The organism is Shinella sp. M31 (assembly GCF_049199205.1).
Classification (GTDB): Bacteria; Pseudomonadota; Alphaproteobacteria; order Rhizobiales; family Rhizobiaceae; genus Shinella.
Genome location: NZ_JBLZPH010000030.1, coordinates 1 through 10,720 on the forward strand (window position 1 = coordinate 1; position 10,720 = coordinate 10,720).

Annotated in this window: 11 protein-coding genes and 2 pseudogenes; 5 read left to right on the forward strand and 8 right to left on the reverse strand. The window is 58.2% G+C overall.

Annotation, left to right across the window (positions count from 1 at the left end; genetic code table 11):
* Positions 1-120: 120 nt before the first annotated feature.
* From ACOZKU_RS05130 to ACOZKU_RS05150, 5 genes and pseudogenes are all read right to left on the reverse strand, one after another.
* The gene (locus tag ACOZKU_RS05130) at positions 121-387 is read right to left on the reverse strand and encodes a hypothetical protein (RefSeq protein ID WP_421577951.1); all 267 of its coding nucleotides are present in this window, start codon (positions 385-387) and stop codon (positions 121-123) included.
* A 639-nt stretch (positions 388-1,026) separates the two neighbouring features.
* Positions 1,027-1,158, reverse strand: a pseudogene (locus tag ACOZKU_RS05135) (integrase core domain-containing protein); the annotation flags it as partial.
* A 180-nt stretch (positions 1,159-1,338) separates the two neighbouring features.
* Positions 1,339-2,169 (reverse strand): DUF3883 domain-containing protein, encoded by an 831-nt coding sequence (locus ACOZKU_RS05140; protein ID WP_421577952.1) that lies wholly within the window; start codon positions 2,167-2,169, stop codon positions 1,339-1,341.
* Between the two features lie 131 nt (positions 2,170-2,300).
* A complete protein-coding gene (locus tag ACOZKU_RS05145) occupies positions 2,301-2,624 on the reverse strand; it encodes a helix-turn-helix domain-containing protein (RefSeq protein ID WP_421577954.1) in 324 nt (107 codons plus the stop codon).
* A complete protein-coding gene (locus ACOZKU_RS05150) occupies positions 2,614-2,973 on the reverse strand; it encodes a type II toxin-antitoxin system RelE/ParE family toxin (protein ID WP_421577955.1) in 360 nt (119 codons plus the stop codon). The genes ACOZKU_RS05145 and ACOZKU_RS05150 overlap by 11 nt, the downstream gene beginning before the upstream one ends.
* Before the next feature lie 204 nt (positions 2,974-3,177).
* Here ACOZKU_RS05150 and ACOZKU_RS05155 point away from each other — a divergent pair, with 204 nt between their 5' ends.
* Positions 3,178-4,149: a 3'-5' exonuclease gene (locus ACOZKU_RS05155; protein WP_421577956.1), complete on the forward strand. Its 972-nt coding sequence runs from the start codon at positions 3,178-3,180 to the stop codon at positions 4,147-4,149.
* 101 nt (positions 4,150-4,250) lie between these two features.
* Here the strand turns inward: ACOZKU_RS05155 and ACOZKU_RS05160 are convergent, their stop codons facing one another.
* Together ACOZKU_RS05160 and ACOZKU_RS05165 are read right to left on the reverse strand one after the other, a co-directional pair.
* Positions 4,251-4,943: an SH3 domain-containing protein gene (locus tag ACOZKU_RS05160; RefSeq protein WP_421577957.1), complete on the reverse strand. Its 693-nt coding sequence runs from the start codon at positions 4,941-4,943 to the stop codon at positions 4,251-4,253.
* Between the two features lie 365 nt (positions 4,944-5,308).
* Positions 5,309-5,755 (reverse strand): annotated as a pseudogene (locus ACOZKU_RS05165) (hypothetical protein); the annotation flags it as partial.
* A 267-nt stretch (positions 5,756-6,022) separates the two neighbouring features.
* On the opposite strand from ACOZKU_RS05165, the gene ACOZKU_RS05170 reads away from it, so the two are divergent.
* Complete coding sequence (locus ACOZKU_RS05170; RefSeq protein ID WP_421577958.1) at positions 6,023-6,268, forward strand: hypothetical protein; 246 nt, start codon at positions 6,023-6,025, stop codon at positions 6,266-6,268.
* Positions 6,269-7,079: 811 nt separating this feature from the next.
* On the opposite strand, the gene ACOZKU_RS05175 is transcribed toward ACOZKU_RS05170, so the two are convergent.
* Positions 7,080-8,159 carry an alpha/beta hydrolase family esterase gene (locus tag ACOZKU_RS05175; protein WP_421577959.1) on the reverse strand — a complete coding sequence of 360 codons (1,080 nt, stop codon included), beginning with the start codon at positions 8,157-8,159 and terminating at the stop codon, positions 7,080-7,082.
* A 793-nt stretch (positions 8,160-8,952) separates the two neighbouring features.
* Between ACOZKU_RS05175 and dmeF the strand changes: the two genes are divergently transcribed.
* Genes dmeF through ACOZKU_RS05190 form a run of 3 tightly spaced genes read left to right on the forward strand, consistent with a single transcriptional unit; the run spans position 8,953 to position 10,462 of the window.
* Entirely contained in the window at positions 8,953-9,939 is a 987-nt protein-coding gene (dmeF, locus tag ACOZKU_RS05180) for a CDF family Co(II)/Ni(II) efflux transporter DmeF (RefSeq protein WP_421577960.1), read from the forward strand.
* A 41-nt stretch (positions 9,940-9,980) separates the two neighbouring features.
* Positions 9,981-10,256, forward strand: coding sequence for a metal/formaldehyde-sensitive transcriptional repressor (locus tag ACOZKU_RS05185; protein WP_421577961.1), 276 nt, complete (start codon positions 9,981-9,983; stop codon positions 10,254-10,256).
* Between the two features lie 8 nt (positions 10,257-10,264).
* On the forward strand, positions 10,265-10,462 hold the full coding sequence (locus ACOZKU_RS05190; RefSeq protein ID WP_421577962.1) for a DUF1289 domain-containing protein: 198 nt from the start codon (positions 10,265-10,267) through the stop codon (positions 10,460-10,462).
* Positions 10,463-10,720: the final 258 nt, after the last annotated feature.

The window sequence follows — 10,720 nt, forward strand, 5'->3', positions numbered from 1 at the left end:
CTTCAAGAACAGCTCAGCGCACGAGCCCAAAACGACAAAGGAGAAAACGAGAAACTTGACCACGACCGCAGACCCGAAACATACCTAATAGGCGGGTCAATTCTCGGTGGAAACGCCGGGTCAGTTCTCAGTGGCAATCAACAGATTGTCGCTTGCATGTATCTCCGCGTCGAGCTTCCGCAGGTTTTCGATTTCTGTCGAAAACTCGTCACGTATCAGCTGGATCACCGCGTTTACGTCACCGACACCCGGGTTGCCTGCGTGCGGGGCCGTCAGCGGTGCGCCGAGGACGAACACGACCTCCTTTGTGGACGATTTCAAACCGCTACTAAGCCGGTCGAGAAGTGCCGACGAGTCGAAGAAATAATGGTCTGCGATTTCTATCATATTATCTCATCTGTATGTTCGTGCCGCTGAGCTGGCTGACTGCTGCAATCGGTAGGCTTTGCGGTACCGCTGGACGGTGTTCATGTAGCCGTCGAACGATAAGTTGTCCGTTTTGCCAAAATCCTGAACGTCCGATTGCTCGAGAGCGCCGACAAGTCGCTGCCAGATTGCTTCGTTCGGTTCGCCGTAGGACTTTGAAAGCGTCGTTCCAGGCGGCGCATGTATGTGCATCCCGTTTCCGCCGCAGTGTTCCCCGATGGGCCTCTCGCTTCATCTTATGTGGTGTCGGGAACTCACTCATCGAAATGCTCCAGGTCGTCGCTTTCGATCCGAAGAAGCTATGCCTACCTGGAGGCAAGTTCACGAATCCACGCGTCGAAGAACGCGTGGCACACAATCTATCCGGGGTCTGGAAGCAATCAAGGCGTGTTGTTACAATCTCCGGTTTGTCTTGCGTTCGACAACGATCGTCGCGTCCATCAGCAGGAATACGAAGGCTGTTGATTTCCGCTGAGCACTGCTCCGCCGGGTCGGCTCTCAGTGGCAATCGGCACGAGTGAACGGAGACTGGCTCGTGTCTTTGCCGGAATCGGCCAGCCTAGGCAATGCCATGGCGATAGGGACGGCTGCGCCACCGGGATTGTGCAGGGCAATCGGGACGTTACACCCGCTCGCCGAGCGAGGACGTTCTTCGTTGTAATATCGACGCAAAGCGTCCAACTTTTTGCGCGAATCCGCAAGAGTCAGAAACCAGTGGACGTTCAGGCATTTGGGGATCAGGGCATCCAATCTGGCCCCATGTTCACAAAGAGAAATCAAGCGGCATCGAGATCGGCATAAATGTTTGGCGCCCTCACACGTAGGCGTGCTCCTGAATGCCACGGGAGCTTGAAAAGACTTGAGCTTCGCCGGCAGCCACTTCGCCAACCGCCCGCGCCGTTGCAGCAGATTTCAATTGAAGGACGCGCGATATTGTGTCGCCATCAAAGAAACGTGCGCTTCGAGAGGCGGTCGGAGCTCGAAAGCGCGAACCTCACGGGAGAAGTCGAACAGCCGGACCAGGCTCCATTCCTGTCGTCGGGCGTTTGCAACCTCAAGCTCGTTTCTCGTGATGTAGAAGGGTGTGCGCTCCCACCCGTTTGTCGTCTTCACCTCAATGAGGCGTGGTGACCCATTCGGCGCGAAACTGGCAATATCATAGCCGGCGCCGTCACCGTCTTCCTGAGATACCCATCGGACCTTGTCTGCTAAATCGCTGCGACCGGAGGCTAGTAGATTCCCGCGTTCGTGATAGAAAACGCGCTCTTCGCCGGCTTTTCCTAGTGAGCGGTTTCTCTCGTCCCTTCCCGCCACATCAAATCTACGAGCAATCGCCTCGAGCTGCGAGAGTTCAGCCGGAGGAGGAGCATTCGTCATGGTTGGTGGCGAGCTAAAGGGCAGAGCTCGCGTATCAACATGGCGTTGGGCGACCATGGTTGCACTAGCCGCTTCAAATGACGGGTTCTTTGCCAGCCACCTCGAAACGGCCTCCGCCAACGACATCTGGAAATTGAAGCGAGGTTGATAGCCCCTGATATACGGTAGCCCAAGGCCGATCATCGCGGCCGATATGTTGCAGTTCTTGAACTCGATCGAGCCTTTGGATCGACCAAGGGACTGCTGAAGACCCCTGTTGTTCATGGCCTTGTTGTAGGTGCGACCAGCCAGGTCATCCAGCAGCATTTGGAAGTAGACGGCGACGACCGCGTCGTTTTCCCGATCGGACCAATGTTCAGCGTTCATGCCGCCACGCTATGGCGGCAAAGCTGCTTTGTCATCTGGAAGCCCCCGGAAATTCGAATTTGACGGCTGGTATAGGTCTGCTCGGACTTGCTCAAAGTTCGAATGCTACCCACCATCCAACAGAGGTTCAGTTACGCGAGCATCTGCAGCCCGTGCTTTTGCACGAGCGACAAAAGCTTGAGTGCCGGCCCGCTTGGGCGCTTGGCACCGGTTTCCCACTTTTGAACCGTCGACTGGCTCGTGTTCAGATAGCGGGCAAAGACCGGCTGGCTGACATGGTTGTCCTCGCGGAGCGCCTTGATCTCGCCAGGCGACAGTTCCTGCGGGATCACAAGGCAGTCCTCATCGAAGGTACGCATCGTTTCCTTGTCGATGGTCCCAGCCGCAAACATGCCTTCGACCGCGCTATGGATGGCCTCGAAGGCATCGCTCTTGAACTTGCGTTTAATTGCCATGATCAATCTCCAATAAGGCGCCGATCTCGAGTTCCGCTTCGAGGTCGGCTTTCGCCTTGCCTCGGTAGAGGTCCGCGAGTTTCCGGAACGCCAGAAGCTCGTCGTCGTCGATGTTCGCCCGATCCTTCTTGGCGAAGAGATAGGCGAACACCCAGAACTCCCCGGCCTTCGCCAAAACAATTGAACGATGCATGTTGTCGTTGAGGCGCTTCTTGAAGACGCCGCCGCCGAGATCGTCGGCCTGTCCAAGGGCAACCTGATCGATTGCCTTCGACAACGCCTTGTCGGTGATGCGCGCCTTCTTTGCCGCCTTGGCAAACCACGCTGTTTTGAACACTCGTTCTGACATTGGTCTATATAGCACTAAGTGCTACATCCATCAAGATTTTAGTAGGAGAGCTATGCCGCCTCCCATACCTGATTCAGAATTCGGGCAGCAAGCGTGCCCTGTTTTGCGACTTCGACGTCCTCTAGTTTCGAATGTTCACTGCAGGCTCTATAAGAAGCCCTCAAGCGCGCGGCGTTACGCGCTAGCCAATGTGAGATAGGTGGCATGAAGCAGCAGTTCGACTTGTTCGGGACGGGGGAGGTGAGGGAGCCGGAAGTGAAGGCCCAATCTCCGTACACACACGATGTGCGAGGCCTAGCGGACGAAGTCGAGATGGTCCGCCGGCTCGAAGAAACCGGCCGCTTTCGCATTCTGCGCAAACTGGAGCCCCGCCTCATCACGGATGCGCCGCGGCCCGGTTTTCCTTTGCGCGGCGTCATCGTCGACACGGAGACCACAGGCCTCAATGCACGCAAGGACGAAATCATGGAGATTGGGATTGTCGCCTTCAGCTTCGACGCGGCTGGAAACCTCGGCGATGTCACCGGCGTTTATGGCGGACTGCAGCAGCCAAGTGTCGCCGTTCCCGCCGACATCACGCGGCTGACTGGCATCACGGACGCCATGGTGGTCGGCCAGATGATCGACATTGACGAGGTTCGGACTCTCATTGAACCCGCCGATCTGATCATCGCCCACAATGCCGGCTTTGACCGTCCTTTCTGCGAAACCTTTTCCTCGGCTTTCGCGCCGAAGGCATGGGCTTGCTCGGTCTCCGAGGTCGATTGGTCGGCGCGAGGGTTCGAAGGAACGAAGCTCGGCTACCTCATCGGGCAGGCAGGCTACTTCCATGATGGACACCGTGCCGTCGACGACTGCTTCGCGCTGCTCGAGGTCCTGGCTCAGGGCGGACCGGCGCAGGGTAACACACCATTCGCCGAGCTCTTTGCGGCAAGCCACCGCTCGCGGGTTCGCATCTTTGCCGAGCACAGCCCGTTTGAAATGAAGGACCATCTCAAGGCCCGTGGCTACCGATGGTCGGATGGAAGCGACGGGCGACCGAAATGCTGGTGGGTCGAGGTCGCTGACGACATGCTCGACGACGAGCTCCGCTATCTGCGCGCCGAAATCTACCGCTGGCCCGACGCCGATCCTCCGATCCGACGCCTCACCGCCCTTGACCGTTTCAAGGCGTGAGGCATCGCCAGAACGGCACACCACCGAAGTGCGTATCTGTTTGCATGTTTCGGCAGATATTCACCCGGTTCCATCGTCCATGAGCCCGACCCCTCAGAGGACTACCGCGACCTGAACGCCTCGATCATCGCCTTGGTGACATCGCCTGGGAAACAGACCGGCGCGTATCCGCCCGGTCTGCTATAGGCGCTCCGTTTGCCGCAGCGCCTGCCGGCGCGGTCCCGGCTGCATGGGCACGCACATGAGCTCGGATAGGAGTCGAGAGATTCCGCGATAATGCGCTGGATCAAGACCGAGTCCGGAACGACGGGGATGGCAACCTCGATCTCCTCCGGCTTTTTCTCCGTCTTTGCCGGTGCGGCGTTCGTCTTGGTCTCGGTTTCGGAAAGGAAGCGGGTGGCGATCCATCCCTCATGCTGGGTGAGATCATCTCGAATTCTGGCCCAGTCTCCCGCCTGCTCCATCAGGAAAACCATTCTCCCGGCGTCGAAACGATCGATGATAGGATCGGTCGTTGAGGGACCCGAGCGAAACCCGACGCGTTTGCCCGACACATAGCGGATCGGTGCATCGGCAGGTCGAAGCTCTAGACTGTCGCTTGATGGCGTCTCGACCTTCACGCTTGAGAGTTCGCGCGTCGGCTTTGCGGAAACGTCGACCGGTCCGATGTCAACTGCCCGTTCAACGCGAGAAGACACTGCATCCTGGGACGAAGGCACGGCTGATCCATCGTCCGTCTGTTTGACGAACGCGTAGATCAGCAGCGCGCCTATGAGCCAGTATCGTTTCTTCATCCCCAATCCCCGCCCGAATTCTGGCTCACATGAAGCCGGCCGACAAGTCTAGGGTGAGAATGAAGTCTGATTTCCCGTTCGCCGTGAATTTGCTACTATGGCCCCTCGTGATCGGAGGCTGGACAATGACAGGATGGGATCGTTCGCCCGGACCGGACAATGAATATGCTAGCGCACAGCCCACATCGTCTGTCTGGCGCAGTACCCTCGTCATGGTGCTCGTGCTTTTTGCGGCCGGGATTGTCATCGGCTGGCTCTCATAGGGTCGGCGGCCTCCCGCTTCAACGAAGCGTGATCGCAGATCCCGGGCGGATATTTCCGCATCCGCTCGGGTACTATGGGGCCCTGGGTTCGATTTGGCTGGCCTATGCGGCTTCCCAGACCTGGTTCAAGATTTTTGCTGCCAGTGCCGCCTTGTCCTGCGGAAGAAACCGACCATAGTGCTGCTGAACCACATCCGGCGTATCCTGGATCGCGTAGCTCGCCTGCTCGTAGGAACCCGTCTGCTTGAGGATGTGGGTTGCCAGGATGTCGCGAAGGTTATGAGGACCATGCGGTAGCAACCCCTTGATGGCGCCGCGCCCGGTATAGGGATTGTAGATGCCATACCTCTGGATCACGGTCCGCCAAGCTTCATAGAACTTGGTGGAGTCGTATGCCGCATCGAGGCTCGTCGTCTTCACCGTCTTGACGAACAAGGTGCCGGGATCTTTTGCCGAACCGAGCAAAACGCCGCGATGCCGGTCAATGTAGGCTTCGAGATATTTGTAGAGGTCGAGCAGATCCGGCAGGATCAGGCGAACCGGCTGCTGTTATTATACGCCTGTCGAGCGTAAGAGCTATGCTTTGCTCTTATCTTCATCCGTACCGCGCTGAAACTCTGTTCCGCCTAAGCCGGCCGGCCGGGATTGGCCTATCGACTCATCAGACGTAGCAATTCATTCTGCCGTGATCGAACTATAGGGATGTGCTACGTTTAGCTCGGCTAATCGCACTGATCTCGTCATCGGCGTTGTAGCGTGTGGCCTTTCGGGGCGGAGTGGCACTGGTTCTTACGGCAACCCTATAGAGGCATAGCTATGACCATCAAACCTATGAAATTCACCGTGAAGCAAACTTTGATGGTCGAAGGGCACGAAGTGGGCGACGGTATCTATGTGGGGCAAAAGCTGTCCGACACTGAGATTGAGCGCTCGAAAAGCCGGAACGCATCGTACTTCTTGCACTTCGCGCCGCCGAACGTGGCCGACGACCTCGCTGTCGTGCAGCGCGTTGATCTCGACGTGACCGAGTACGTGCAAAAAGGTCAGATCGTCGTCACCTAGGCGACCTGCAAGCACCACGCAGAATCGGCGGCCGAGCGCACGGGTTCAATCGCCTGATTTGATCGCTTGCTAATGCCGCTACAAGCGCGCAATGTGGTCATTCCAGCAGCCATCATTACGGGCGCTGCTGTTTGAGGGCTTGCTACCCTGGCCCCAAAGAGAGGAGGACGACATGTCTTCCAACTTCGCAACTCATTAAGATCGATATCTCGTTGCTGCAACAGCGTCACAGTTCGCTGTCGGCGTAAGCATTCTTGTGATCGTCTACGTCCTCATTGATGGCTGGCTGTGGTAGGCGCCGGCTAAGAAGCCGGAAAACCATGTCTAGAATTCGAAGCGCCGTCTATCGGGCGCTTCCGACCGCCGCCAATTCAGCCGCTGCAAATAGCAGCAAATTACAGGGTGAACGCGTGATGAGAACGACTGAGAAAGAAATTACATTCCACAGGCCTTTCCGCCTTGAATCACTCGTTGAGACGCAAGAGGCCGGCACCTATCGTCTAATAGTCGACGAAGAACTCATCGCCGGATTGAGCTTCCCCGCCTACAAGCGCGTAGCCACTCATCTTGAGATACCGCGCCTATCTTCATCTTCGATCGTTCGCCAACGCCTTCAGGTTTCGTACGATGATGTTCACCGGGCCCTAGCTCTCGATGCCAAGCAGTAGGCCTGAATGGCTAGTACCGACCGTCTTCGACCTGAATTTGCCTTCGGCCTCGGATGATGAGCACGACTTGTAAGGGCGAATCCTTAAGTCGCCAGCATCCACGCGCGAACCCGAGGAGATGCCTTGCGCAAGACAAGATCATGTCATTTCATAAGCCCGGCCGAGCGCAACGCGTTCTCGATAACGGATTGAATTTTGTTCCCACCACCGTCGCTCGGGTGTCCGGCTGGTCGCTCATCGAAAGTTTCGGCCTTCGGGCGCTCGCGGCGCTCGAAGGAGGCTGCGAGGCCCCATGTCCTTGCGATCTCAATGGTTGAGGAAACGCCGACATCCAGCATGAAGGGCGCGGCGTGGCCATAGCCGGTGGAGGCATCAACGGGTGTCCCGTGGGCCATCCCGGAGATCTGGTAGAGCTCTATTGCATCCGTGCCGCGCCGGTCGCGCCAGACCGACCGGGAATAATTAGCGAACATCTCTGAGGATATCGGCTGTTCCGGTAATGCATGCACACCGCGCCACTGCGCGACGATCGCCGCCGCGTTTTCCGTCACCACCGTGTTGTCATCCGCTCCGTGCCAGACGGAAACTGTTGGCCACGTGCCTTCATGCCGTGACGCGGCGCGCAGGCTTGCTTGCAGGGCGTTCGTCTTGGGAAGTCCTTGCCCGCGCATGCGATCGAATGCTTCCGGCACGGTGGACGCGGATGCGTATGGAAGGCCAGCGATGATGGCGCCACCGGCAAAAACGTCCGGGTAGCAAGCCAGCATCGCATTCGCCATGGCGCCGCCGGCCGAGAGGCCGGTGATGTAGACCCTGCGATCATCAATGCGATGTTCGGTCACCACCGCGCCGATCATCTGCCGGATGGACATGGACTCGCCCTCATCGCGTCTTGTATCGGCGGTATTGAACCAGTTGAAACACAGGTTCGCGTTGTTCTGCCGGACCTGTTCCGGAAAGAGAACGGCGAAACCGTAATCCTCCGCCAGCGCGGACCAGCCGGAACCGGCGTCGTAACCGGCGGCGGTTTGCGTGCAGCCGTGCAGCACAACAACCAGGGCCGGCGCAGCAGGCAAATGTTTCGGCACGTGGTACCATGCGGTCAGAGCACCGGGGTTGCTCCCGAATTGATCAAACTTCCTAAGAATGGAACCGGTCGGGGCGTCGGGTTTCACCGCGCGCAACCGGGCAAGGCGTTCGAGCGTATCGGACAGGGATCTCATCGGGTGCTCCAGGGGCGCGCCGGATTAGCGCATATACCCTAACACCTCAGCAGCAATATAGTTGCTGCACTGCACAATGAATCTGATTTAAGAAGAAAGCCGCCCGATAGGCGGCTCGATCAGGCTTGGCGCTTGACGATCAATGCGGCTTCGTCGTCGTCACGCTGGCGCCCTCCATGGGCGGGCAGCGGACACGGTGAACGCACCGACGAGGAGCGACAGCGCGCTGGGAGTCGCTTCCGTGGGGCGGACTTCCATTACCGCGCATCGCGAGGAAAATAAGAGCGAAGGCGGGTATACCCACTCGAAGGGCACGGAGGCCTATGATCGGGAACTTTCGGAACGACGCGCTTCCTCGGTAAGAGATTGGCTGTCCGACAGTGCGTGGCCTCCGCGATGGCCACCGCCGGCAAGGGCAAGAGCACACCTGTCGCGCCCAACGAAACGCCGATGGCTCTGACAATCCCGAAGGCCGTCAGAAAAACGGGCGCGTGGAATTCATCTCCGATGAATGTGAGATGGCGCTCGTTACATGCCCGGAATGCACGGGACCGTGTCGGACAAGGCTTTCGCATACCTTCCTGCGGCTATCCCCTTGCAACCGAGCACCAGTTCGTGGACGTCCCTTATTCACGGCGTGGCGGGCACGTATATCTCGGCCAAGGCTCTCGCCACCATCATCCTTGGGAGCATTTCACCGATGAAGATTTCGCGCGAATCGAATGTTGTAAGCGTTGAACATATAGTATACCCCCCTATATCAAAATGAGTCATTTCCCGGAGCGCGGCAGTTATGAGCACCCCCCGCACGCATGGTCACGTGCATGACCATCACCACGACTGCGGCGATCATGTTCACCGCTCGCTGAACGCGAAGCACGAGCATGTTTTCCTCGGTGGAAATCATGACCGCAACGCCCGGCGCACCTGGGTGGTCATTGCCATTACCACTTCGATGATGGTTGCCGAAATTGTCGCGGGCAATATCTACGGATCGATGGCGCTCGTCGCAGACGGCTGGCATATGTCGACGCATGCAGCGGCGCTGTTGATCACGGCGCTCGCCTATCTCTATGCTCGCAAATACGCCGCCGACGGCCGCTTCTCCTTCGGCACGGGCAAGTTCGGTGACCTCGCCGGCTTTGCGAGCGCGGTGGTCCTGGCCTTGGTGGCGCTGCTCATCGGCTGGGAAAGCCTGCTTCGGCTCCGATCTCCGATCCCCATCGATTTCGAGCAGGCGATTTTCGTCGCGATCGTGGGTCTCGTCGTCAACCTGGTCTGCGCCTGGCTGCTCAAGGACGACCATTCGCATCATGGGCATGGCCACGATCACCATGGCCATCATGACGGCGGTGCAGACAACAATCTGCGCGCAGCCTATGTTCACGTTTTGGCGGACGCGCTGACATCGGTTCTCGCCATCGTGGCGCTTCTCGCCGGCAGTGTCTATGGTTGGTCGGCCCTCGATCCCGTCATGGGCATCGTCGGCGCGCTGGTCATCGCCCGGTGGTCCTGGAGCCTGATCCGTGACACCGGCGGTATCCTCCTCGATTACATCCCCGATGGCGAAGACCTACCGGAGGAAATTCGTGAGATCATCGTCGCCGAGGGCGGCGAGATCGAGGATCTGCACGTCTGGCAGCTTGGCCCGGGGCATCACGGCGCGATCGTCTCGATTGTCGCCGCCGAACCAAAGGCACCATCCTATTACCGGGAAAAGCTGGCGGCGATCCATGATCTGTCGCATGTTACGGTTGAGGTGGAGGCCAAAGCGGCTTAGCAAGCCCGTTCAACCAGTCACGTCGCCGGGGAGCCGTTCGTATGTCCCATACCAGCCGAGAGAAGAATAAGCTTCTGAACCGGGTCCGTCGGATCAAGGGACAGATGGAGGCGATCGAACGCCACCTCGATGAAGAGAAGGGCTGCGCCGAGGTTCTCCAACTGATCGCCGGCGTGCGCGGCGCCATCAACGGCTTGATGGGCGAAATCATCGAGGATCACATCCGTCACCACGTCGCCGACGGCAAGCTGGAGCAGTCGCAAAGAGACGATGGCGCCCTCGAACTGATCGACGTCGTCCGCGCCTACATGAAATAACCGTCGATATGAAAATCGAATCTCCCTGCACCGACCTCTGCGCTTTCGATCCGCGTAAGAAATGGTGCGTCGGATGCGGCCGCACGCTCGAGGAGATCAAAGCATGGAAGAAGCTCACACCCTTCCGGCGGCAGGCCTTATCGAACGATCTCAAGCATCGGATGAAATGGATCGAGAAGAACGACGCTGCGAAGTTCATCAGCTAAGAATCGGGCCTCAGGGATTCGTCGCTGACGGCAAGCCGTCACGCTGCCGAGCAGACGATTGTTTCGCTGCTGGCTGTGTCTCGTCGCCAGCTTTGACGAACGGCCTGGGCATAAATTCAGTGATCTGCACATTGATACGCTAAAGCAGATGAGCCGGAATTTTTACTGATTTTGGGCCGCCAAGCTATGGGGCGATAGTTCAAGTTGGTTCAAGAGCATTTAAGAGAGCCGTGGACCGTGCTTCCGCGGTACTTGAAA

Bases quoted from the DNA above. Each gene is read 5' to 3' on its own strand.
- ACOZKU_RS05140 (WP_421577952.1), bottom strand. From the start codon at position 2,169: ATGAACGCTGAACATTGGTCCGATCGGGAAAACGACGCGGTCGTCGCC.
- dmeF (WP_421577960.1), top strand. From the start codon at position 8,953: ATGAGCACCCCCCGCACGCATGGTCACGTGCATGACCATCACCACGAC.
- ACOZKU_RS05185 (WP_421577961.1), top strand. From the start codon at position 9,981: ATGTCCCATACCAGCCGAGAGAAGAATAAGCTTCTGAACCGGGTCCGT.
- ACOZKU_RS05155 (WP_421577956.1), top strand. From the start codon at position 3,178: ATGAAGCAGCAGTTCGACTTGTTCGGGACGGGGGAGGTGAGGGAGCCG.
- ACOZKU_RS05160 (WP_421577957.1), bottom strand. From the start codon at position 4,943: ATGAAGAAACGATACTGGCTCATAGGCGCGCTGCTGATCTACGCGTTC.
- ACOZKU_RS05150 (WP_421577955.1), bottom strand. From the start codon at position 2,973: ATGTCAGAACGAGTGTTCAAAACAGCGTGGTTTGCCAAGGCGGCAAAG.
- ACOZKU_RS05170 (WP_421577958.1), top strand. From the start codon at position 6,023: ATGACCATCAAACCTATGAAATTCACCGTGAAGCAAACTTTGATGGTC.
- ACOZKU_RS05175 (WP_421577959.1), bottom strand. From the start codon at position 8,159: ATGAGATCCCTGTCCGATACGCTCGAACGCCTTGCCCGGTTGCGCGCG.
- ACOZKU_RS05190 (WP_421577962.1), top strand. From the start codon at position 10,265: ATGAAAATCGAATCTCCCTGCACCGACCTCTGCGCTTTCGATCCGCGT.
- ACOZKU_RS05130 (WP_421577951.1), bottom strand. From the start codon at position 387: ATGATAGAAATCGCAGACCATTATTTCTTCGACTCGTCGGCACTTCTC.
- ACOZKU_RS05145 (WP_421577954.1), bottom strand. From the start codon at position 2,624: ATGGCAATTAAACGCAAGTTCAAGAGCGATGCCTTCGAGGCCATCCAT.